Annotated in this window: 19 protein-coding genes and 1 pseudogene; 5 read left to right on the top strand and 15 right to left on the bottom strand. The window is 56.8% G+C overall.

The window, feature by feature from the left end; all coding sequences use genetic code 11:
• Positions 1-18: 18 nt before the first annotated feature.
• Complete coding sequence (gene fusA, locus BMW97_RS02145) at positions 19-2,118, bottom strand: elongation factor G (RefSeq protein WP_039262847.1); 2,100 nt, start codon at positions 2,116-2,118, stop codon at positions 19-21.
• Between the two features lie 160 nt (positions 2,119-2,278).
• On the opposite strand from fusA, the gene BMW97_RS02140 reads away from it, so the two are divergent.
• Positions 2,279-2,578, top strand: a complete 300-nt coding sequence (locus BMW97_RS02140) for an ArsR/SmtB family transcription factor (protein ID WP_008501755.1) — start codon at positions 2,279-2,281, stop codon at positions 2,576-2,578.
• Here BMW97_RS02140 and BMW97_RS02135 read toward each other — a convergent pair.
• Together BMW97_RS02135 and BMW97_RS02130 are read right to left on the bottom strand one after the other, a co-directional pair.
• Positions 2,571-3,212 carry an ECs1377 family protein gene (locus BMW97_RS02135; RefSeq protein WP_090392465.1) on the bottom strand — a complete coding sequence of 214 codons (642 nt, stop codon included), beginning with the start codon at positions 3,210-3,212 and terminating at the stop codon, positions 2,571-2,573. The two genes, BMW97_RS02140 and BMW97_RS02135, sit on opposite strands and share 8 nt — an antisense overlap.
• 121 nt (positions 3,213-3,333) lie before the next feature.
• Entirely contained in the window at positions 3,334-4,665 is a 1,332-nt protein-coding gene (locus tag BMW97_RS02130) for a 2-hydroxycarboxylate transporter family protein (RefSeq protein WP_090392463.1), read from the bottom strand.
• A gap of 414 nt (positions 4,666-5,079) precedes the next feature.
• Between BMW97_RS02130 and BMW97_RS02125 the strand changes: the two genes are divergently transcribed.
• Positions 5,080-6,765, top strand: coding sequence for an NAD-dependent malic enzyme (locus BMW97_RS02125; protein WP_090392462.1), 1,686 nt, complete (start codon positions 5,080-5,082; stop codon positions 6,763-6,765).
• 44 nt (positions 6,766-6,809) lie between these two features.
• Here BMW97_RS02125 and BMW97_RS02120 read toward each other — a convergent pair whose 3' ends face one another.
• The 11 genes and pseudogenes from BMW97_RS02120 to BMW97_RS02065 all read right to left on the bottom strand — a co-directional run bounded on the left by BMW97_RS02120 (position 6,810) and on the right by BMW97_RS02065 (position 17,079).
• A complete protein-coding gene (locus tag BMW97_RS02120) occupies positions 6,810-7,811 on the bottom strand; it encodes a Kdo(2)-lipid IV(A) acyltransferase (protein ID WP_090392460.1) in 1,002 nt (333 codons plus the stop codon).
• A gap of 183 nt (positions 7,812-7,994) precedes the next feature.
• A complete protein-coding gene (gene pptA / locus BMW97_RS02115; RefSeq protein ID WP_090392458.1) occupies positions 7,995-8,225 on the bottom strand; it encodes a tautomerase PptA in 231 nt (76 codons plus the stop codon).
• A 37-nt stretch (positions 8,226-8,262) separates the two neighbouring features.
• Positions 8,263-8,880 carry a glutathione S-transferase family protein gene (locus BMW97_RS02110; RefSeq protein ID WP_090392456.1) on the bottom strand — a complete coding sequence of 206 codons (618 nt, stop codon included), beginning with the start codon at positions 8,878-8,880 and terminating at the stop codon, positions 8,263-8,265.
• A 40-nt stretch (positions 8,881-8,920) separates the two neighbouring features.
• Positions 8,921-9,808, bottom strand: a complete 888-nt coding sequence (locus BMW97_RS02105; RefSeq protein WP_048223392.1) for an ABC transporter substrate-binding protein — start codon at positions 9,806-9,808, stop codon at positions 8,921-8,923.
• A 9-nt stretch (positions 9,809-9,817) separates the two neighbouring features.
• Entirely contained in the window at positions 9,818-10,591 is a 774-nt protein-coding gene (locus BMW97_RS02100) for an amino acid ABC transporter ATP-binding protein (RefSeq protein ID WP_090392454.1), read from the bottom strand.
• Positions 10,575-11,501, bottom strand: coding sequence for an amino acid ABC transporter permease (locus BMW97_RS02095; protein ID WP_090392452.1), 927 nt, complete (start codon positions 11,499-11,501; stop codon positions 10,575-10,577). The genes BMW97_RS02100 and BMW97_RS02095 overlap by 17 nt, the downstream gene beginning before the upstream one ends.
• A 9-nt stretch (positions 11,502-11,510) precedes the next feature.
• Entirely contained in the window at positions 11,511-12,020 is a 510-nt protein-coding gene (locus tag BMW97_RS02090; RefSeq protein ID WP_008501765.1) for a GNAT family N-acetyltransferase, read from the bottom strand.
• Between the two features lie 9 nt (positions 12,021-12,029).
• Positions 12,030-14,293 (bottom strand): annotated as a pseudogene (locus BMW97_RS24275) (NtaA/DmoA family FMN-dependent monooxygenase).
• Positions 14,294-14,309: 16 nt separating this feature from the next.
• On the bottom strand, positions 14,310-15,431 hold the full coding sequence (locus BMW97_RS02075) for an amidohydrolase (protein WP_045908821.1): 1,122 nt from the start codon (positions 15,429-15,431) through the stop codon (positions 14,310-14,312).
• A complete protein-coding gene (locus tag BMW97_RS02070; protein ID WP_090392450.1) occupies positions 15,428-16,429 on the bottom strand; it encodes an LLM class flavin-dependent oxidoreductase in 1,002 nt (333 codons plus the stop codon). The genes BMW97_RS02075 and BMW97_RS02070 overlap by 4 nt, the downstream gene beginning before the upstream one ends.
• 110 nt (positions 16,430-16,539) lie before the next feature.
• Positions 16,540-17,079 carry an AAA family ATPase gene (locus tag BMW97_RS02065; RefSeq protein ID WP_090392448.1) on the bottom strand — a complete coding sequence of 180 codons (540 nt, stop codon included), beginning with the start codon at positions 17,077-17,079 and terminating at the stop codon, positions 16,540-16,542.
• Between the two features lie 340 nt (positions 17,080-17,419).
• Between BMW97_RS02065 and BMW97_RS02060 the strand changes: the two genes are divergently transcribed.
• The gene (locus tag BMW97_RS02060; RefSeq protein WP_090392446.1) at positions 17,420-18,955 is read left to right on the top strand and encodes a methyl-accepting chemotaxis protein; all 1,536 of its coding nucleotides are present in this window, start codon (positions 17,420-17,422) and stop codon (positions 18,953-18,955) included.
• Here BMW97_RS02060 and BMW97_RS02055 read toward each other — a convergent pair.
• Positions 18,952-19,350: a (R)-mandelonitrile lyase gene (locus BMW97_RS02055; protein ID WP_008501772.1), complete on the bottom strand. Its 399-nt coding sequence runs from the start codon at positions 19,348-19,350 to the stop codon at positions 18,952-18,954. The genes BMW97_RS02060 and BMW97_RS02055 overlap by 4 nt on opposite strands.
• Before the next feature lie 108 nt (positions 19,351-19,458).
• Here BMW97_RS02055 and BMW97_RS02050 point away from each other — a divergent pair, with 108 nt between their 5' ends.
• A complete protein-coding gene (locus BMW97_RS02050; RefSeq protein WP_090392444.1) occupies positions 19,459-20,373 on the top strand; it encodes a LysR family transcriptional regulator in 915 nt (304 codons plus the stop codon).
• Positions 20,374-20,677: 304 nt separating this feature from the next.
• Entirely contained in the window at positions 20,678-22,174 is a 1,497-nt protein-coding gene (gene ansP, locus BMW97_RS02045; RefSeq protein ID WP_008501774.1) for an L-asparagine permease, read from the top strand.
• The last annotated feature ends 50 nt before the right edge of the window (positions 22,175-22,224 follow it).

The raw sequence follows: 22,224 nt of genomic DNA, 5'->3' as shown, positions 1-22,224 counted from the left end.
CCATGTGCAATTCATTAATTACTTCGCACGCCGTGAAATAATCTCATCCGCAACATTTCGCGGGGCTTCCGCAAAATGATGGAACTCCATCGTATACGTCGCGCGTCCCTGGGACATCGAACGCAATGTCGTGGCATAACCAAACATCTCTGCCAGCGGTACGTCGGCGCGGATAATCTGGCTGCCGTACTGCTCTGCCATCCCCTGCACCATGCCGCGTCGGGAAGAGAGATCACCCATAATGTTACCGGCGTACTCTTCCGGTGTTTCCACCTCCACGTGCATGATCGGCTCAAGAATCACCGGATCCGCCCTGCGGGCCCCCTCTTTAAAGCCGAGGATCGCCGCCATGCGGAACGCCATCTCCGAGGAGTCGACGTCGTGATACGAGCCAAACGTCAGCGTCGCTTTGACATCGACGACCGGATAGCCCGCCAGCACGCCGCTGTTCATCGCTTCCCGCAGCCCTTTCTCAACGGACGGAATATACTCACGCGGCACCACGCCGCCCTTAGTGGCATCTTCAAATTTAAAGCCACTTCCGGGCTCCAGCGGCTCCAGGCTCAGCACCACATGGCCGTACTGGCCTTTACCGCCGGACTGTCGGACAAATTTGCCTTCGATATCCTTCACCGTTTTACGCAGGGTTTCACGGTAGGTCACCTGCGGACGACCGATATTTGCTTCGACGCCAAACTCACGCTTCATGCGGTCGACGATAATCTCAAGGTGTAACTCACCCATCCCGGAGATAATGGTCTGGCCGGACTCCTCGTCAGTGTGCAGGCGGAAAGACGGGTCTTCTGCCGCCAGACGCTGCAGCGCAATGCCCATTTTCTCCTGATCGCCTTTGGTTTTCGGCTCAATCGCCAGCGAAATCACCGGATCCGGGAACTCCATGCGCTCAAGCGTAATGACGGCGTTCGGATCGGTGAGCGTGTCACCGGTGGTCACGTCTTTCAACCCGACGCAGGCCGCGATATCCCCGGCGCGCAGTTCGTCCACCTCGTGGCGATCGTTGGCATGCATCAGCACGATACGCCCGATGCGCTCTTTCTTCCCTTTCACCGGGTTATACACCGCGTCGCCTTTGCGCAGCACGCCAGAGTACACGCGGATAAAGGTCAGTTGTCCGACGTACGGGTCGCTCATCAACTTGAACGCCAGAGCCGAGAACGGCTCATCATCACTCGGGTGACGCTCCGCGTGCTGCCCTTTTTCATCCACGCCATCAATGGCCGGCACGTCCAGCGGCGACGGCATAAGCTCAATCACCGCATCGAGCATGCGCTGTACACCTTTGTTTTTGAACGCGCTGCCGCACAGCATCGGCTGGATTTCCCCCGAAATGGTGCGAATACGTAGCCCTTTGATAATTTCCGCTTCCGTCAGGTCGCCGGTTTCCAGGTATTTGTCCATCAGTTCATCGCTGGCTTCCGCCGCCGCAGAGACCATTTTTTCCCGCCATTCCTGGGCGGTACTGACCAAATCGTCCGGCACGGGCGCATAAGTAAACACCATGCCCTGAGTCGCATCGTCCCACAGAATGGTGCGCATCTTGATCAAATCCACCACGCCGGTGAAGTGATCTTCGGCCCCCACCGGGATGACAATCGGCACCGGATTGGCCTTCAGGCGTTCCTGCATCATCCGCACGACGCGGAAGAAATCGGCACCCGGACGGTCCATCTTGTTGACGAAGGCCAGACGCGGAACGTGATATTTATTGGCCTGACGCCAGACGGTTTCCGACTGCGGCTGCACGCCGCCCACGGAGTCATACACCATCACGGCACCGTCGAGTACGCGCATGGAACGTTCCACCTCAATGGTGAAGTCCACGTGCCCCGGGGTGTCGATGATGTTGATCCGGTGCGGTTCATAGCCTCTGTCCATGCCTGGCCAGAAGCAGCTAACCGCCGCGGACGTAATGGTGATCCCGCGCTCTTGCTCCTGCGCCATCCAGTCAGTGGTTGCCGCGCCATCGTGTACTTCACCCAGCTTGTGGCTCATCCCGGTATAAAACAGGATGCGCTCGGTGGTGGTGGTTTTACCGGCATCGATATGCGCGGAGATACCGATGTTGCGATAACGTTCGAGAGGGATGGGTCGGGGCATGATATTTCCTTAGTCACTATGACATGTTTGTGACGACCAGGATGGTCGTGCATTCGTTCGTTTGCTATAATAGTCCTATTGTACGAGTATTATCGAACTATTTTTTAAGGGTTGACCTATTGTTGATATAGCTCAATCTGACGCCATACGCAGGAAAACGATGATCCCTAACCACCCTGAAACTGAACAAATACTGCTGGAAAATGTGCTCTTTGCCCTCGGCAACCCGCTCCGGCTATCGATTATTCGCCGGCTCGCCGACGGCAGCGAACTCAGCTGCAACGCGCTGCGCCCGGAAGATGTGGTGAAGTCCACGATGACCCATCACTGGCGCGTATTGCGCGACAGCGGGGTCATCTGGCAGCGTCCGCAGGGACGCGAAAACATGATTTCATTGCGACGAGACGATCTGGATACCCGCTTTCCGGGGCTGATGGCGATACTGCTGCAGGTTAAGTAACTTCTGTCCCTTCCAGGCGATAGACCGGGACCTGCCGGGTTGTTTTGGTAAGCGTATCGAACACCTCGGCGTTGGACGTCACTATCCGCATCCCTGTTTTGCGTAACCGTTGTACATCAGCCGCGATGCGCTGAATGCCAAACCAGAAAAGCCCGTCGAGCGCGGTCACAGACAGTCCGTTTTCCAGCGCCAGTTTGAGGCGCTCTTTTGGCGCTTTCACCTGCTGGGCAATTTGCCGGTAAGACGCTGCCGTCGCACCCGTGGCGTCACTGCGCTGGATCCGCGTCTTCAGGTGATAGGTAAACTCGTCAGGTATGCCGTCCAGATCCCGTTTAAGGCTGTAGACGCAGCCAAAGCGCTTGCCATTGAACAGAACATTTTTCTGACTGAGCTGAAGCTCTTTTCTGACAGCATCAATCAACTGGGGCGCGCGGGTGAGAAGCAGCCTGAAGGGCAGCTCGAAGCTGGTGACGTAATCCACATTAAGCAACGCGAGACGCAGACGATCCTCCGCACCGGACTGTTGCTCACGACACTCCTCCAGCACCTCCGCCCACTGGCGCGTCAGGCGCTCCGGTTCGGCGGCTTCGGTCAGGAGATATTTTTCAATCTGATAATCAACTCTTCCGGTCATCGTGTGGTATCCCGTCGCTGTGGCTGCGGTAATTCTATACAGCGCGGTGAGTTTTATAAAGGACTGAACCGCAGCGACACGCTGTAAATGTCGTTGCGATTCAGTATCCTGAGGTTTCGAATCAGTGCGCCATAACCCAGCCCATCAGCAGCGTGGCGAAAATGACCGTTGAGGCACCGCCGATACGCGTCGCAATCTGCGCGAACGGCATGAGCGACATGCGGTTGGAGGCGGACAGAATGGCCACATCTCCCGTACCGCCCAGCCCACTGTGGCAGCAGGTTACAATCGCCGCTTCCACCGGATACATATTCAGACGCGACGCAATCATGTAGCCGCTCAGCGCCATCGCAATCACCACCGATCCGCATACCACTACATAGCCCACCGAGAAGACCGACACCACGCTTTCAAGCGGCACGTATAGCATCCCGAGGCCGATCATCAGCGGCCAGACCAGCGCAGCCGAAACGAATTTATAGCAGCTGTGCGCCCCCTGCTCCATTGAGGCCGGGATCACCCTGAAGTATTTACACAGGACGGCAATCAGGATCATCAGCACCGGGCCGGGAATGTGGACCAGTTTTTCAAACAAGCCTCCGACGATGAAAAACGCGCACACCATCAGCAATCCGCCGCCCATCAGATGAAAATCCGTCTGCTGAGCGCCTGGCGCCCCGGCGAACAGGCTGGCGTCGTCTTTACTCCGCGTGAGCATGCCATTTCCTGAAAGCGCAGGACGTTTCGTCCCGAGACGCGCCAGCGAGCCCGCACAAATAATGGCGAAGATATTTCCGACGACCGCAGCGGGAGCCAGCTGCGCCACGTAGACGTCCGGCGTCTGCCCCAGTATGGCCGAATAGGCCAGAGACAGGGGCAAAATCCCCTCGCCAATTCCGCCGCCAATGATAGGGACAATGATAAAGAAGAAGGTGTGGTAAGGCGTATACCCAAACAGCGTTCCCACAATGAGGCCGCTCAGCACGGCCATCAATGTTCCCGCCACCAGCGGAACAAACATGCGCATCATGCCCTGGATCAGCAGCACCCGGTTCATCCCCAGAATACTGCCGACCACCAGGCAGGCGATGACGAAATAGAGCAGATTCGCCTCCTTCATCAGCAGATGCACCGTATCAAGGGTTTGTTTCCCGAATGCGCCAAAATAGACCAGCACGGAAGGCACCATCAGACACAGGATCGCCGGGCCGCCGATGTCCTTCAGCACGGGGATTTGACGCCCCACTTTGGCAAACGCAAAGCCAAGGGTCATGATGACCGCCAGTCCGCCTATCATATTTTTCGGCAACAGCCCTGCCCAGGCGGACGTCGCCACAATCGCGGCAATCCCCACGAACAGCATCAACGGGACTGCGCCAACCTCGGTATTGTTGAGCCCAAAGGCAAAACGCGAGGTCGACAGCTCAGAAGTCGGTACAGGATTATCTTTCATATAATCACCTGAAATTTGGGTTCGGATATGCAGAGAACGGAATAAACGAAAAACTATTCCTGATTCGAATAAATGTTCTTAAATAGAAAATAAAGACTTTGGTGGCCTTTTCTAAAAACAGGCTCAGCGTGAAATTAACATGGGCCGCCAAAGAGAAATGTGAACACAATAGCCCTTTCCTTTTAAATAATTTAATTCATTATTATGTAACTAAAGTTATTCATAACATTCAATGCAATTCTTTTGAAATTAATAAAACCAGAAAGAATGTGAACCTTGTCACTCCTGATCCGTTAGCTAAGCGCTAAATTAGCTCCCCAACAAAACACAGAAAACTCCGTGCCTTTATCATCCTTAAAGTCACTGTTTCTACTCGTCTTATTTCTGTTTCGTTTAAATATTCAGGAGTTGACCATGTCTCGTAAAGACGTTCTGTACACGCCCTATAATGGCGCCGTACTGCTGGAAAATCCGTTATTAAATAAAGGCCTCGCCTTTATTAAAGAAGAACGGGATAATTTTAATCTGCATGGATTATTGCCGCATAACGTTGAAACCATTGAAGAGCAAACCGAGCGCGCCTGGGTGCAGTTCTGCCATTTTAAAAGCGATATTTCCCGTCATGTTTATTTGCGCAATATTCAGGACACCAATGAAACTCTCTTTTACAACCTCTTGCGTTCGCATCTGAAAGAGACGTTACCGATTATCTATACCCCGACGGTGGGTGAAGCCTGCGAGCATTTCTCCACGATTTATCGCCGCGCGCGCGGCTTGTTTATTTCATGGCCTAACCGCCATCGTATTGATGAGATGCTGCAAAGTTTCTCGCGCAACGACGTTCGGGTGATTGTGGTAACGGACGGAGAGCGCATTTTAGGGCTCGGCGACCAGGGTATCGGCGGTATGGGCATTCCAATTGGTAAGCTGTCACTCTATACCGCCTGCGGAGGGATCCATCCGGCCTCCACCCTCCCGATTATGCTGGATGTCGGCACCAATAATCAGCAACACCTCGACGACCCGATGTACATGGGCTGGCGTCATCCACGCATCAGCGACGATCAATACGCTGAATTTATGGATATGTTTATCAGCACGGTTAAAGCGCGCTGGCCCAACGTTCTCCTGCAGTTTGAAGACTTTGCACAGAAAAATGCCACCCGACTACTCCAGCGCTACCGCGACCAGCTGTGCTGCTTCAATGATGATATTCAGGGCACGGCAGCCGTCACCGCAGGGACGCTGCTCGCGGCGGTTCACGCGGCGGGCACGCGCATTCGCGATCAGCGCGTGGTCTTCCTCGGCAGCGGCTCTGCGGGATGCGGGATCGCTGAAAAAATTGTGGCGCTGATGGTCGATGACGGCCTGACCGAGTCCGAAGCCCGCAGCAGGATCTTCATGGTCGATCGCTTCGGCCTGCTGACCGACGACATGACCAACCTGCTCGATTTCCAGAAAAACCTGCTTACCGCGCGCGACGCCGTAAGCCGCTGGCAGGTAGACGCGAAGAATATTTCCCTGCTGGACGTGGTGAAGAACGCACATCCAACGGTGATGATCGGCGTTTCAGGTCAGCCGGGGCTGTTCAGTGAAGAGATCGTCAAAGAGATGCATCGCCACTGCCCGCGCCCGATTATCATGCCGCTCTCGAACCCGACGTCGCGGGCGGAGGCCCAGCCGCAGGATCTTATCGCCTGGACCCAGGGGGCCGCGCTGGTGGCCACCGGCAGCCCGTTCGCGCCGGTATTCTGGGAGAACGCGCAATACGAGATTGCCCAGTGTAACAACGCCTATATCTTCCCGGGCCTGGGACTGGGCGTGCTGGCCTGTAACGCGCGCCGGGTGACGGAAGAGATGCTGATGGCAGCAAGCCGCAGCCTGGCCGCCCAGTCTCCACTGGTGACCACAGAAAGAGGAGGATTGCTGCCGCCGGTAGATCAGATTGAAAAGGTCTCACGCCAGATTGCCGTTGCCGTCGCCCGGGTCGCCATTGAACAAGGCATAGCGCCATCGTTAGATGATGAAACCCTGCTGGCGCGTATCGAGAAGACCTGGTGGCAGGCGGACTATGCGCCGTACCGCCGATCCGCGCTGTAGCGCCGGTCATGCCCTCACCCTGCGGTGAGGGCATCGCTGTGGTGTTAGTGATGTATGCCTGAGCGGTCAGAAAAATCGCTGGCGGAGAGATTATCACCCCGAGTTGCCGCCTGTTTCAGACGGGCATACCGATCAGGTACCCCTTCAGGACGCGTTTTGAAGCGACGGTGCAGCCACATATACTGCTCTGGGGCCATGCGTACGGCCTGCTCAATTGCCCTGTTCATCTGCGTCGCCACGGCTTCTTTATCGCCGCCCTGCAACGCCTCACTGATATCCTCCAGAATAATCAGCTCGTAACCGGTGCCATCCGCCCTGCGACGCGGCACAAAGGGGATGACGGCAGGCTTAGCGCTTTTGACCAGCATATAGCTGCCCGCCGTCGTTGCGGCATCCGGCACCGCAAAGAACGGCACAAACACGCTGTTGGTTTTGCCATAGTCGTGGTCCGGGGCGTACCACAAAATTTCATTCTGCTTCAGCGCGCGGATCATGCCCTTTAAATCATGGCGATCGAGCATGGTTTTGTTGGAACGCAGACGTCCGCGCGTCTGAAGCCAGTCCAGCAGAGCATTGTTATTAGGACGATAGACCCCAATACCGGGGTTGAGCATGCCAAATATCCGCGCGCCCAGCTCAAGGGTCAGAAAATGCATCCCCACCAGCACCACGCCTTTTTCCTGCGCCCTCGCCTTTTCCATGTGCTCATACCCCTGCACGGTAAAGCATTTCTTTACCCGCCACGCAGGCCAGAACCATGCCATTCCGGTTTCGATTACCCCCATTCCTACCGATTCAAAATTACGCTGCAGCAATGACTCGCGTTCATCCTTTTTCATCTCCGGGAAACAAAGTTCCAGGTTGCGGCGGGCAATCTCGACGCGGCGAGGAAGTAAGCGCATCGCCAGTCGCCCCAGGCCATGACCGATTCTGAACAAAAGCGGATAAGGGAGCAGCATGATGAGCCACAGAGCCGCAATGCCGGCCCAGCTTAGCCAGTAACGGGGATGAAGAAAGCCGAATGAAAAACGGGGTAATTTTGTCATCAGAAAATTATCCTTTAACGTGTCTGTCCTTAATTGATTCTGTTGAAGATCTTTCCTAAGGATGAATAAAAAGTCAGCCAGAAACGTTAAGTGTAGCGGATAAGACAAAACGCATTTTTATCGATTTTTGCGAAAACGGGAAAACAAGCCGGGGAGGATTTATTCGCTCCCCGGCAGAAGATATTACATCGAATACCCGGGCTTCTTAATAAGCTCCTCCAGCTTCGGTCCAATTTCGGTATCCCAGACCTGCGCCTTCCAGTCTTCAGGCGCGATCTGCTTCAACGCCACCGACACGGAACTGTCTTTGCTGTTGAAATGGCGAATAATCACGTCGGCAATATCTGCCGCCAGGGCAGCTTTTTGTTCCTCGTTCAAATCACGGGGAAAACATTTGATATCTACGTGTGGCATGTACAGGCTTCCGGTTGTGAATGAGGGTTCCACGTTATCAGATAATATTGTTTGCCTTTAACACCTTGTGCAGTTCCGGTCGCTGACATACGGCGTCCGCAATCGCCGTGAATTTAGGGGTATTTTCGGCAAACCAGGCGTGACGGGGCCCCCAGGTGCGCGCCACCGCAATATACACATCCAGCAGCGTCAGCCGTTCCCCCAGCGCAAACGGGGCAGCCTTAAGCTGGCTTTCGAACCACAAATAAAGAGATTTCCGGTATTCGATGCAGTTTTTCTGCAGCTGTTCCGGCGCATCCGGCACCCAGCGTTCGGGATAGTCTGCATAGGTAAACGTGGGATAGACGTTGGCCACAAACCAGATGAGCAAACGCTGAAACTGCTGACGCTCTGCCTGCCCCACGGGTGGAGCAAGATCGGGACACCGGTCGAGCACCATCAGGGCAATCGCCGCCGTTTCGGTCATGATGGCACCATTTTCCAGCTCCAGCGTCGGCACCTGGCACAGCGGATTGAGCTTGTGCAGCAATTCACGCTGCGGACCGGGCTGGTCAAACCCGTCCACGTTGATGAATTGATAAGGGATATCAGCCAGGGTCAGCATCACCTCACTGATTGCCGAGCCCCAGCCGGGTACGCCATAAAGTTTAATCATGTTGCCCCCTCAGGAGTGAAATCCTAAGTGTAGAGCACCATTAGTATGTTATCCCAGGCGGGTTGACCTCCGATTGCGCCACCGCTTCGCCCTGCTCGCCCCAGCGCGCCAGCACCTTCTGGTACTCTCCGCGCTCAATCGCACCGTTCAGCGCGGCCTGCAAGGCATAAACCAGTTGATTGCCTTTTTTGGTCGTGGTGGCGACATAAGCTTTCTTCGGCCCTAAACCGACCACGCGGGTTTTGCCGGTGAGCGCCGCTTTGTAAGCTGAAACCGACTGAGGACCAAAGAACACATCCGCCCTGCCGGACTGGATATAGAGATTGCCCGAGGCATCGTCGTGAAGATAGACCGGCAGCGCAGGCGCCCGCCCCGCCTTTTTATTCTCTTCGTTCCAGCCCAGCAGGATGCGCTCCTGATTGGTACCCGAGCCGACAATCACCCTTTTCCCGGCCAGATCTTCCGCGCTTTTGATTGACTGAATCTCGCTGGTGGATTTCACCGAAAACGCCAGCGAATCGACGCGGTAGGTCGCAAAATCAAACTTCTCTTTACGCTGTTCGGTCACAGCAATGTTCACCAGCGCCACGTCGTAGCGCCCGGAAGCGATTCCCAGCGGCCAGTCTTCCCACGCCGTCGGCACCAGCTTTAGCTTCAGCCCCAGGCTGCCCGCCAGCAGGCGGGCAATATCCGGGTCGCTGCCGATCCGCGTGCGGTTATCGCTGGCCAGCAGCGCCAGCGGCGGGGAGTTCAGCATCGAGACGGCGACCGTCAGCGTACCTGGCTCAACGAATTTATAACCGGCGGGGATCTTCGCCACGGCCTGCCGATCCACCGTCACCGGCAGCGGCTGCTCGTTGGCTTTCAGATCGATGCTGGCGTGGCTCGCCGTCGTAAAAAGCAGTCCTGCCAGAAGTCCATATTTCATCTGCGCTCCTTACAGCACTTTTGACAGGAACTGGCGCGTTCGCGCGTGCGACGGGCGGTTCAATACCGCGTCGCTGGTGCCCTGTTCCACGATTTTTCCGTCGACCATAAACACCACCTGATCCGCCACTTCCCGGGCAAAGCCGATCTCGTGAGTGACCACCACCAGCGTAGTGCCGGACCGGGCCAGTTTTTTGATTACGTCCAGCACTTCCCCTACCAGCTCCGGATCCAGCGCCGAGGTGGGTTCATCAAACAGCATCACGCGGGGACGTAACGCCAGCGCGCGGGCAATCGCAATGCGCTGCTGCTGGCCGCCGGAGAGATGGCGGGACCAGGCATCGGCTTTGTCCCGCAGCCCGACCACGTCCAGCAGGCTGTACGCTCTTTCCACCGCCTCTTTTTTGCTGAGCTTTTTATGCGCGATGGGCGCCTCAATCAGGTTTTCCAGCACCGTGAGATGGGGAAAGAGATTGAAATTCTGAAACACATAGCCCACGTTGACGCGCTGTTTGAGGATCTCTTTCTCCTTCAGCTCGTAGAGCTTGTCGCCCTGGCGACGGTAGCCAATGTAGTCCCCGTCGATCTGAATAAAGCCTTCGTCGACGCGTTCCAGGTGGTTTATGGTGCGCAGCAGCGTCGATTTTCCCGACCCGGACGGCCCGAGGATGACCGTCACGGATCCCGGCGGGATCTCAAGCGACACGTTGTCGAGCGCCTTATGGCGTCCAAAATATTTGCTGACGCCGGTAATCGAGATATGTCCTTCAGGAGAGGCTTGCATGGATAGGCTCCTGTGCTGGCGTGGAGGTGACAGAACGGGTACGACGGGCGGCACGGTTCTGATTAACCGCAGAGCGGCGTTCGCTGCGGGCAAGTGCGCGCTCAACACCGTACTGGATAGCGGACAGGACGGTGGTGATCGCCAGGTACCAGGCGGCACCGACCATCAGCAGCGGGATCACCTCCTGCGTGCGGTTGTAGATCATCTGGATGGTATAAAACAGCTCCGGCATTGCCAGGACGTACACCATCGCCGTGCCCTTGGCGAGGCTGATGATTTCATTGAATCCCGACGGCAGAATGGTACGCAGCGCCTGAGGCAAAATGATGCGCACCGTGCGGCGCCAGGCCGGCAGACCGAGCGCGGCGGCGGCCTCATACTGCCCGTGATCGACCCCGAGGAAACCACCGCGAATGATCTCGGCGGTATAGGCGCTCTGCACCAGCGTTAGCCCCACCACGGCGGTAGAGAACTGCCCCAGCACGTTGATGGTTTCAAAACTGCCCCAGGTAATACCGGTAAACGGCACGCCGAGCGAGAGCGTGTCGTAGAGATAGGAAAAGTTGTACAGGATAATCAGCACGACGATCAGCGGCAGCGACCGAAACAGCCAGATGTACGCCCACGCCAGGCTGCTCAGCAGCCAGGATGACGAGAGTCTCGCCAGCGCCAGCATGCCGCCAAACACCACGCTCAGCGCGGTACCGATCAGCGTCAGCAGCAGGGTCTGCCCGACACCTTCGAGGATCACCGGGTCGAAGAACCAGCGGGCGAACACCGCCCACTCCCAGCGCGGGTTAAAGGCTACGGACTGAATCACGACCGCCAGGACAAACAGCGCCACCGCGGCGCCGACGGCCCGCAGCGGATAACGCGCCGGGACCACCTTAATGGTTTCAACGTTGCTCATCGTCGTTCCTCATGCGGTTTTACTGAACGCTTCACGTACCAGCGTTTTGGTGAAACGCAGCCGACCGTCAAACGGCGGCTGGCTATACTCTTCCGGATCGCGGTTCAGATCGAACTGCGGCTGATAGCCCTGGCTAAGATAGAGCCTGACCGCTTCCGGCTGACGAAAGCCGGTTGTCAGGTAGATTTGGCTATAGCCTGCCAGCACCGCCCTGCGCTCCAGCTCCTGCACCACGCGCCCGGCAAGCCCCTGCTGACGCAGGGTTTTGTCCGTCCAGATACGTTTGATTTCCGCGGTGCGTTCGTCGAACGGTTTGTACGCGCCGGTAGCAATAATCTTCCCGTCGCGCTCCAGGACGATAAACAGCCCCTGCGGCGCCAGATACCACTCGGTGAGCTCCACTTCCGCGTCTTTAGAGAAGTAGTCCCCGTAGCGGGCCGCATATTCACCGAACAGCCCCTCGATAATGGGCTGAAGTTCGGCATCTTCCGGTGATACATCACGAAATCGTTCGCTCATTACGCCTCCTTAATCGCCCAGGCCAGCCGGGTTCACTTCGGACTGAGGAATGCGCTCAACCCCTTCTCCCCAGCGGTTCAGCACTTTGTCGTAATCGCCGTTTTTGATGACACCGTTCAGCGCGGTTTGCACCGGCTCAACCAGTCCGCTGCCTTTTTTCAGCGTCACCGCGATGTGTGCCGCCTTTGGCCAGCCGCCGTCGACGCTGCCCACCAGTTTGGTTTTCCCGTTCAGCGCCGCTTTCCATGCGCCAATCACGTTCGGGCCAAAGTAGGCATCCGCGCGGCCGGACTGCAGTGCCAGGGTTTGGGCCGCATCGTCTTTGGTGTAGATCGGGGTAAAGGGCTTCAGCCCCTTCTTCAGGTTTTCGGCATTCCATGCCAGCAGGATGGCCTCCTGGTTGGTGCCGGAGCCGACGATAATCTTCAGCCCGGCGATGTCTTCCGCCTTCTGCAGCGACGTAATCGGGCTGGTGGATTTCACGTAAAAGCCGAGGGAATCCTTACGATAGGTAGCAAAATCAAACTTCTGTTTGCGCTCTTTAGTGACGGTGATGTTGCTGATGGCGGCATCGTATTTCCCGGACGCCACGCCCAGCGGCCAGTCCTCCCAGGAGGTGGGCACCACATTGAGCTCCAGCCCGAGGCTGTCGGCGACCAGACGCGCGACGTCAACTTCGCTTCCCAGCAGCGTTTTGTTGTCGTCGGAGAAGACCGTCAGCGGCGGCTGGTTGAGTCCCGCCACCGCAACGGTAAATTTCCCGGGCACGGCAAAGCGATAGTCTTTCGGCAGCTGCGCTACCGCCTCGCTATTTTTCGTGGTGTTAATCGGGGTTTTATTGGCCTCGATGCTCACGCCGGTGCCGTTAATATTGACGTTCTCTGCCCAGACGGCAGGGGTAAAGGCCAGCGCGAGCGCCAGAATAAGCGATGATTTCTGCATAGCGGGGTTCTCTTTTATTGTTGTGTGTACTGGTTTTTCGGTTGGTCTAAGCCAAGGCTTTCACGCAGCGTGGTGCCCGGGTAGTCGGTACGGAACAGGCCGCGGGCCTGAAGAATGGGCACCACCTGGTCAACAAAGCGCGGGAAGGTGTCCGGCGTGCCGCCCTGAATAATGAAGCCGTCTGCGGCATAGCCTTCAAACCAGGCCTGAAGACCGTCTGCCACCTCCTCCGGCGTGCCGGAAAAGCGCGGGCGCGGCGAAGCGGCCTCCAGCGCCACCTGACGCAGGGTTAAGTTGCGTTCGCGGGCGTTACGCTTGATTTCATCGGTGGTGCTGCGGAAGCTGTTTTTGCCTAAGTCGCCGATATCCGGGAACGGCTCGTCGAGCGGATACTGGCTGAAATCGTGATGTTCAAAATAACGCCCGAGGTAATTGAGGGCGTCATTAATCGACACCAGCGCCGCCGTGGTCTGGTACTGATTTTCCACATCATCGGCATCTTTCCCCACAATCACGCTGACGCCCTGGAAAATATGGAGATCCGACGCGCGGCGGCCGTTTGTTTCCAGCTGCTGTTTTACGTCGCGGTAAAAGGCTTTTGCCTCATCGAGCGTCTCGTGGTGGGTGAAAATGGCGTCGGCATGTTTCGCCGCCAGCTTTTTCCCGTCGTCCGACGCCCCGGCCTGAAAGACAATCGGGCGACCTTGCGGCGTGCGGCCAATATTCAGCGGACCGGCGACCTGGAAGAAGTCACCGTGGTGATCGAGCGTATGCAGTTTCGCCGGGTCAAAAAACTGGCCGCTCTCTTTGTTACGAATAAACGCGTCCCCTTCCCAGGAATCCCACAGCCCTTTCACCACGTCGAGATACTCATCCGCAATCCGGTAGCGCAGCGCATGCTCGGGGTGTTTTTCGCGGGAAAAGTTCTTGGCCGACCCTTCCAGCGGCGAGGTCACCACGTTCCAGCCCGCGCGGCCGTTGCTCAGGTGATCGAGGCTCGCGAACTGGCGCGCCGTGGTGAAGGGCTCGCTGTAAGAGGTGGATAAGGTTCCCACCAGCCCCAGGCGCGAGGTGATGCTGGCCAGTGCGGAAAGCACGGTTAACGGTTCAAAACGATTCAGAAAATGGGGGATCGATTTCTCGTTAATATAGAGGCCATCGGCCACAAAGAGAAAATCGAGCTTCCCTTCCTCGGCCTTTAACGCCGTCGCTTTCACAAAGTCGAAATTAATACTGGCGTCGGCGATCGCTGCAGGATGGCGCCAGGCGGACATATTCCCGGATGCACCATGCAGAATGGTGCCCAGCCGCAGTTGTCGGGTTGCAGACATATTTACCTCTCCTGAATTAAACGTGTTGCAGGGCTTTTTCCGCAAGCTGTGCAAAATAGCGGGCGGCGGGCTCAATCAGTGCTTCATCCGGATTAAAGGCCGGGTGATGTAAACCAAACGGACTGTTGCTGCCAATGCTGACAAACGCGCCGGGAACAGACTGCAAATAGACCGCAAAATCTTCCCCGCCCATATGCAGTTCCGCGTGCCGGGTTTCATATCCGGCCTCACGCGCGACCGAGGTGGCAAAATCAGCCCAGCGCTCGTCATTCACCAGTGCGGTAGGCCCGGCATACCAGGTGATATCAATCTGCGCGCTAAAGGCGCTGGCAAACCCGGCGGCGATTTCGCCCACGCGGGCTTTCACATTCTGCTGCACTTCCGTGCGATGGGTTCGCAGCGTGCCTTCCAGCTCGACGCTCTCCGGCAGTACGTTCCAGGTGTTGCCGCCCGCAATGCGGGTCACGCTCAGCACCACCGAATCCAGCGTGTTGACGTTGCGGCTGGCGACACTTTGCAGCGCCGTTACCAGCTGGCTCGCCAGCACAATGGCGTCGTTGCCTTCATGAGGACGTGCGGCGTGCGCGCCTTTGCCGGTAATGCGGATCACAAAGCGGTCGACGTTGGCGTAGAACGGCCCGCCGCGGGTGGCGAACTCACCGACCGGCAGGCCGGGCTCGTTGTGCATACCGAAAATCGCGCTGACATCGCGCAGGGCACCGGCGCGCACCATGCTCTTCGCACCGCCAAAGTTCTCTTCAGCAGGCTGAAACAGGATACGTACCCGGCCGTTAAGCGAGGCCTCCCGCTCTTTCAGCTTTAAAGCGGCGCCGAGGATGACGCTGGTGTGAATATCGTGTCCGCAGGCATGCATCACCCCTGCATGCTGTGAGCTAAACGGCACACCGCTGCGCTCCTCGATCGGCAGCGCGTCAATGTCGGCACGCAGCGCAACCAGCCTGCTGCCCGTTCCGATTTCCGCCACCAGCCCGGTCGACAGGTCGTAAGGCTGTGGGGTGATCCCGGCGTTGGTCAGCCACTGGCGCAGGCGCGCGGTGGTTTCGACCTCCTGGCCGGACAGCTCCGGGTTCTGGTGCAGTTCGCGGCGCCAGGCAATCAGTTGTTCGCCAAAACTCATACGGTGACCTCCTTGTTAAGACGCGCCCCGGCAAGCAGTCGCAGCGACGCAACGCGCGTAGCCCCCTCCGCTACCGGCGTGTCGATGATAAATTCGTCAATGCCCCACTGCTGATGCAGCGCGTTGAGCTGTTCCACTACCGACTCAGCGGTGCCCGCCAGCAGCGACTGCGCCCGACGTGCAATGCGCACCGGCTCACTGCCCGCCTGGCGTGCAAACGCGTAGGCCTGCTCTTCGCTGGCCACGGTGACACGCTGCCCGTTTGCCAGCTCAACGCCCCACACTTCGACCTTCTGCGCCAGCGCGTCTGCCTCAGCCTGCGTCGGCGCGACAATCGCCTGCACCGCCACTATCACGTCACGCGCGCTGTTCTCGCGCCAGGTCGATACCACCTCGCGCAGCAGTTCCGGGTCACCGTTCAGGTGTGCGGCAAACACAAAGTGCCAGTCGAGACTGGCGGCGAGCAGCGCGCTTTCGGTACTCGCGCCCAGCAGGAAACCCTCAGCAGGCAACGGCGGCAGCGGCGTGGCGCGGACGGCCTCTTCAATAGCGTGATGCTCAGGACGGATCCAGCGGTCGAGCTGGGCCAGTTGTTCGGCAAAACTGCCCTTTTTCTGTTGATTCAGGCCCTGCTGCAGCGCGCGGGTTGAGAGCGGTAATCCGCCGGGGGCTTTCCCGACGCCGAGATCGACGCGGCCAGGCGCCAGCGCGGCCAGCACGTTGAAGTTCTCGGCGACTTTATAGGGGCTGTAGTGCTGAAGCATTACGCCGCCTGACCCGACGCGAATGCGCGTGGTTTGCCCGAGGATCCAGGCAATCAGCAGCTCCGGCGAAGGGCTGGCAAGCTGTGGGGTGTTGTGGTGTTCGGCAATCCAGAAGCGGTGATAGCCCAGATTTTCTGCCTGCTGCGCCAGCGCAAGGGTACGCGCCAGTGCATCGGCAGCCGTTTCGTTTTCAGCGATGGGGCTTTTATCCAGAATGCTGATTCGCCATGACATGTTGCGTTCTCGTTTGACTTAACATGTCGACATTATTAAAGGCGCATTTCACCACTGAGAAACAATTAATTTACATTTAGTTTGCCGGAAAACAGATATATAAAACCCTGCTAAGAATAAGACTTTAAGCAAGCAATCAGCGATTCCACCTGCTCCCGACGGGTAATGCGGACGAAGCGAATATGGCTATATTGCGGGTTTTGCAGGTCGGCTTCGTAGCGCGTACGGTTATTACGCCAGGTTTTCATCGTCCAGATGATAATGGATTCTCTGCTGAAGAACGCGCGCCGGAAACTCTCTTTATTCCCCGTTCCCGGCCAGAGCTCGTGCTTATGCCAGGCCCGCTTTATTGCTCGCGTGACGGCCTGCCAGAGGGTGCGGGTAAACCCGTAATCCACCCACACCACCACATCGACATCGCGCCATTTCACAGGCCGCGTGCGGTTGTAGTTACCGTCAAGCACCCAGTCTGGCGAAGCCTGTAGCGCCTGCGCCAGCTTTGCCTGAAACTCGTCGTCCGGCGTGCCCTGCCAGTCAGAGCGCCAGTAGAGTCTGTCCATCTCGATACAGGGAATAGCCAGTTCGGTCGCAATCTGCTTCGCCAGCGTGCTTTTTCCACTCCCGCTGGTTCCTATGACGTTAATTTTCACCTCAGCCTCCCTGTATTCACGAAAATGAGACCAAATCATAGCGTTTTCATTCTGTTAACGAAACGCTATTTCAGCATGACAATTTCTTCAGGGAGGCGATCTCCCTCTTGCAGTTTGGCTTATGTCATTTATTTAAATCGATTCAAAATAACACCCACTAAAATATTTTCAATTTTATTACATTCGATAACATTAACATATTAAAAATAATGAATGCCGGGTATTTCGGAGGATCTCAATTTCAGCGAGAATATGCACAGATCGTTATTAAAATAATCACTTTTATCTTGCCGGAGCGCTTTCCGGGTTTTTATTCTTGCACAACATCATGGAGTTACTCATGAGGCGTAACACCCCCGTTACACAAAACGAGTATTTACTTAACGCTGGTTCGACGTTAATGTCCACCACCGATACAAAAAGTCATATAACTTATGCCAACTCCGCTTTTATAGAAGCCAGCGGATATAAAGAAGAGCATCTTCTGGGTGAGCCGCATAACCTCATCCGCCATCCCGACATGCCTGCCGAAGCGTTTGGCGACATGTGGTTTACCCTCCAGCAGGGTGAGACCTGGACAGGGCTGGTGAAGAATCGTCGTCATAATGGCGATCACTACTGGGTGCGTGCCAACGTGACGCCGGTCTGGCAGGGGGAATCCCTGACCGGCTATATTTCGGTGCGCAATATCCCCTCACGGGAGGAGATCGCGGCCAGTGAAAATCTGTATGCAAAAGTACGTAATAATGAATTAAAACAGTACCGTTTTTATAAAGGACTGTTCGTTCGGCGCGGTTTATTTTCCTTTTTGTCGCTCTTTAAATGTCTCAGTACCGGAAAACGAATTCAGCTTGGTATTACTGCGACAGCGTTACTTTCCTGCCTGGTGATGTATTTATTCCACGATCGTCTCGTTCAGGCCGCCACTCTGGTGCTGCTTTTTTCTGCGCTGTCCTGTTATCTTCATGCGCAGATCGCCCGGCCGGTAAAATCCATTGTTCAACAGATGCAGCGCGTGGTTTCAGGACGTAAAACGGACTATTACCATTTTGACAGGATCGATGATATCGGGCTGATGATGCGCCTGGTGAATCAGTCTGGTTTAAACCTGAACTCGCTGGTTGATGATGTCGGGGCGCAAATCAGCGGTATTGGCACCATCAGCCAGCAGGTCGCGAAAGAAGGTGCGGCGCTGCAGACGCGCTCTGAAGAAACTGCAGATTTCTTGCAGCAAACCGCATCTGCGGTGGAAGAGATCGCCAGCGCCGTGAAGCAGACGGCCGAAACCGCGAACGAGGCGATTCAGATGGCGGATCGCACCCGCGACAGCGCCCACTGCGGCGAAGCGATGATGAAAGAGACCATCGGTATGATGCAGTCCGTTTCACAGGATAACGGCCAGATCGTCGATATTATCAGCGTTATCGATCGTATTGCCTTCCAGACCAATATTCTTGCGCTGAATGCCGCCGTGGAAGCGGCGCGCGCCGGTGAAGCTGGCCGCGGCTTTGCCGTGGTCGCGGCTGAGGTGCGCAATCTTGCGCAGCACTCCGCGACGGCGGCGAAAGAGATCAAAGCGCTGATCGAGAAAAACGTCGCCAGCGTCAACGCTGGCGTGGAGAAGGTGGTACAAACCGAATCACAGCTGACGGTCATGATCGACCATGTTCTGCAGGTTTCCACCTTGATTAAGGAGATTGGCCTCGCCACGCAGGAGCAAACTCAGGCGCTGACGCTGATTAACGCCTCCCTCTCCCGTATCGGCGCAATGACCCAGAGCAATACGGGGATGGTGGATAACGTCACTCACGCCGCGAATCATCTGACGCAGCGGACGACGCGCCTGCAGCAGGCGATTGCCGTTTTTGGCGGTTAGCCGTTCGGGTACTGCTCGTCGGTCACTTTTTCCAGCCATGTTACCGGGCTGCCATTTACCGCTTCGGCGATGGCAAGATGCGTCATCGCCGTTTGCGCACTTGCGCCGTGCCAGTGCTTCACGCCGGGTGGGATCCAGGCGATATCGCCCTGATTCAGGATTTCCGCCTCTTTGCCCCACTCCTGTAACCAGCCGCGCCCCTGCGTCACAATCAGCGTTTGTCCCAGGGGATGCGTATGCCAGGCCGTGCGCGCGCCCGGCTCAAAGGTTACGGTTGCCCCGCCGACGCTGGCTGGTTCGGTCGCCTGAAAAGGCGCGTCAATGCGAACAGCGCCGGTAAACCAGGCTTCCGGTCCTCGTACTGAAGGTAATGAACCGCTGCGGATAATTTTCATCTTTTGCTCCTCGTTGACTGTTGCGTTAACAGTAGCGCAAAGCACTCCGCAGCATTAGGGTGCATAATCAGATAGGACACATGACTGAAGCTCATAAATAGAACCGCGATGCTAAAAGATAATTTCAACGATCTGCTCTCCTTTATGGTGGTGGCCCGCGAGCGCAGCTTTACGCGCGCAGCGGCGCAGCTGGGCGTCTCGCAATCGGCACTGAGCCATGCGATGCGCAAGCTTGAGGCGCGATTAGACGTTCGTCTGTTAACCCGCACAACCCGCAGCGTGGTTCCGACACCCGCGGGTGAGCAGCTTTTTTCGCGCCTCAGCCCGCATCTGCTGGAGATCGAACAGGAACTCACGGCGCTTCGCAGCACCCGCGACAAACCCGCAGGCGCTATCCGCATCGTCGCCGGCGATCACGCGATGGACGCCGTGCTCTGGCCGGTACTGAAGCCTTTTATGCTGCAGTATCCTGACATTAACGTCGAAGTGACGGTCGACAATGGCCTGACAGATATCGTAGATGGCCGCTTCGACGCGGGGGTTCGCCTGGGTGAACAGGTGGCAAAAGACATGATTGCGGTGCGGATTGCGCCGGACATGCGCATGGCGGTCGTCGGCTCCCCGGATTACCTGGCTCGTTTTGGCGTGCCGCTCGTGCCGGAGCAGCTGGGCGAACACCGCTGTATCAATCTCCGCCTGCCCACCCGAGGGGGATTGTATGACTGGGAATTTGAGCGCGACGGGCGCGAGCTTCGCGTGCGGGTTGACGGACAGCTTACGCTGAATAACCTGTCGCAGCGCATCGACGCCGCGGAGAATGGTCTCGGATTAGCCTACGTGCCCGAGTCCTCGGTTCTGGACGCTCTGAATCAGGGACGGCTGGTCAGGGTCCTTGAATCGTGGTGCCCCACGTTTGAAGGATATCACCTCTATTATCCGAGCCGTCGGCAGCACACAACCGCGTTCAGGTTACTTCTCGATGCCCTGCAGCAGCAAAAATTTATACCATCTGGTAATAATTAAGAGAATCTGATGATTAAATAATCAACCCCACCATTGTTTTGACTAAAATCTCATCACGTTTCAGCGTGTTGTGATCCCCGTCTGCTCTGACCACACGATTTCCTTCGACGTGCATCACTTTCGGCACGGTTATATTTTGCGTCGCTTATGAATTGCAGGTAGGATGCCTCGCCATGTTTCGCCTTATCCATACGCAGAATGACTGGGGAGGCGACATGTGTTTGCGCAGAAGCAATCGTTTGTATTGCGCTCTGCCAGGCAGGACTATCACGATAATGGTTCAGACAGGCAAACAGGTAACTCAATGAAAACAAGCAATAAAAGCGCAGCCGATCATCATGCTGCTAAACGTCGCTGGTTGAACTCCCATGAAGAGGGCTACCACAAAGCGATGGGCAACCGTCAGGTTCAAATGATCGCCATCGGCGGCGCTATCGGAACGGGTCTGTTTTTAGGTGCTGGTGCACGCCTGCAGATGGCTGGCCCGGCTCTCGCCCTGGTCTATCTGGTGTGCGGGATCTTCTCTTTCTTCATTCTTCGTGCACTGGGCGAACTGGTACTGCATCGCCCTTCCAGCGGCAGCTTCGTCTCTTACGCCCGTGAATTCCTCGGTGAAAAAGCCGCTTACGTCGCGGGCTGGATGTACTTCGTCAACTGGGCGATGACCGGTATCGTCGATATCACCGCCGTGGCGCTGTATATGCACTACTGGGGCGCGTTTGGCGATGTGCCGCAGTGGGTCTTTGCGCTTGGCGCGCTGGCGATTGTCGGCACCATGAACATGATCGGCGTGAAGTGGTTCGCGGAGATGGAGTTCTGGTTTGCGCTGGTAAAAGTGCTGGCCATCGTGGTGTTCCTGGTCGTGGGTACCGTCTTCCTCGGCAGCGGTAAGCCGCTGGATGGCAATGCCACCGGCTTCCACCTGATAACCGATAACGGCGGATTCTTCCCGCACGGTCTGCTGCCTGCGCTGGTTCTGGTTCAGGGCGTCGTGTTCGCCTTCGCCTCCATCGAGCTGGTGGGTACCGCAGCAGGTGAATGTAAAGATCCGCAGACGATGGTGCCAAAAGCCATCAACAGCGTGATCTGGCGTATCGGTCTCTTCTACGTCGGTTCCGTGGTGCTGCTGGTGCTGCTGCTGCCGTGGAACGCCTACCAGGCGGGCCAGAGTCCGTTCGTGACCTTCTTCTCTAAGCTGGGCGTGCCTTACGTGGGCAGCATCATGAACATCGTGGTGCTGACGGCGGCGCTCTCAAGCCTGAACTCCGGCCTCTACTCGACCGGTCGTATCCTGCGCTCCATGTCGATGGGCGGTTCTGCACCGAAGTTCATGTCGAAGATGAGCAAGCAGCACGTGCCGTACGCCGGTATTCTGGCGACGCTGGTGGTCTATGTCTTCGGCGTGTTCCTGAACTACCTCGTCCCGTCACAGGTGTTCGAAATCGTTCTGAACGTGGCTGCACTCGGGATTATCGCGTCCTGGGGCTTTATCGTGGTCTGCCAGATGCGTCTGCGCAAGGCGATTAAAGAAGGCAAAGCCGCTGACGTCAGCTTCAAGCTGCCTGGTGCGCCGGTAACGTCCTGGCTCACCCTGCTCTTCCTGTTCAGCGTGCTGGTGCTGATGGCGTTCGACTACCCGAACGGCACCTACACCATCGCGACCATTCCGCTGCTGGCCGTGCTGCTGATTGCGGGCTGGTTCGGCGTGCGTAAACGCGTTCATGAAATTCACAGCACCGCGCCGGTTCATCCTGATGATGAAAAACACGACGCGCCGCTGGTGGAAGAAACCTCGCGTTAATAAAAAAGCCGGGTGGCGGCTTCGCCTTACCCGGCCTACATTTCATTATT

Origin of the sequence: Enterobacter sp. NFIX58 (assembly GCF_900110475.1) — a bacterium.
GTDB classification, from domain to species: domain Bacteria; phylum Pseudomonadota; class Gammaproteobacteria; order Enterobacterales; family Enterobacteriaceae; genus Enterobacter; species Enterobacter quasiroggenkampii.
Note: the sequence above shows the minus strand (reverse complement) of the source record. Positions and strands in the feature narration are given on the sequence as shown.

Bases quoted from the DNA above. Each gene is read 5' to 3' on its own strand.
- BMW97_RS02050 (WP_090392444.1), top strand. From the start codon at position 19,459: ATGCTAAAAGATAATTTCAACGATCTGCTCTCCTTTATGGTGGTGGCC.
- ansP (WP_008501774.1), top strand. From the start codon at position 20,678: ATGAAAACAAGCAATAAAAGCGCAGCCGATCATCATGCTGCTAAACGT.
- BMW97_RS02105 (WP_048223392.1), bottom strand. From the start codon at position 9,808: ATGAAATATGGACTTCTGGCAGGACTGCTTTTTACGACGGCGAGCCAC.
- BMW97_RS02060 (WP_090392446.1), top strand. From the start codon at position 17,420: ATGAGGCGTAACACCCCCGTTACACAAAACGAGTATTTACTTAACGCT.
- BMW97_RS02100 (WP_090392454.1), bottom strand. From the start codon at position 10,591: ATGCAAGCCTCTCCTGAAGGACATATCTCGATTACCGGCGTCAGCAAA.
- BMW97_RS02075 (WP_045908821.1), bottom strand. From the start codon at position 15,431: ATGAGTTTTGGCGAACAACTGATTGCCTGGCGCCGCGAACTGCACCAG.
- BMW97_RS02055 (WP_008501772.1), bottom strand. From the start codon at position 19,350: ATGAAAATTATCCGCAGCGGTTCATTACCTTCAGTACGAGGACCGGAA.
- BMW97_RS02130 (WP_090392463.1), bottom strand. From the start codon at position 4,665: ATGAAAGATAATCCTGTACCGACTTCTGAGCTGTCGACCTCGCGTTTT.
- BMW97_RS02135 (WP_090392465.1), bottom strand. From the start codon at position 3,212: ATGACCGGAAGAGTTGATTATCAGATTGAAAAATATCTCCTGACCGAA.
- pptA (WP_090392458.1), bottom strand. From the start codon at position 8,225: ATGCCACACGTAGATATCAAATGTTTTCCCCGTGATTTGAACGAGGAA.
- BMW97_RS02120 (WP_090392460.1), bottom strand. From the start codon at position 7,811: ATGACAAAATTACCCCGTTTTTCATTCGGCTTTCTTCATCCCCGTTAC.
- BMW97_RS02110 (WP_090392456.1), bottom strand. From the start codon at position 8,880: ATGATTAAACTTTATGGCGTACCCGGCTGGGGCTCGGCAATCAGTGAG.
- BMW97_RS02140 (WP_008501755.1), top strand. From the start codon at position 2,279: ATGATCCCTAACCACCCTGAAACTGAACAAATACTGCTGGAAAATGTG.
- BMW97_RS02125 (WP_090392462.1), top strand. From the start codon at position 5,080: ATGTCTCGTAAAGACGTTCTGTACACGCCCTATAATGGCGCCGTACTG.
- BMW97_RS02070 (WP_090392450.1), bottom strand. From the start codon at position 16,429: ATGTCATGGCGAATCAGCATTCTGGATAAAAGCCCCATCGCTGAAAAC.
- BMW97_RS02090 (WP_008501765.1), bottom strand. From the start codon at position 12,020: ATGAGCGAACGATTTCGTGATGTATCACCGGAAGATGCCGAACTTCAG.
- BMW97_RS02095 (WP_090392452.1), bottom strand. From the start codon at position 11,501: ATGAGCAACGTTGAAACCATTAAGGTGGTCCCGGCGCGTTATCCGCTG.
- fusA (WP_039262847.1), bottom strand. From the start codon at position 2,118: ATGCCCCGACCCATCCCTCTCGAACGTTATCGCAACATCGGTATCTCC.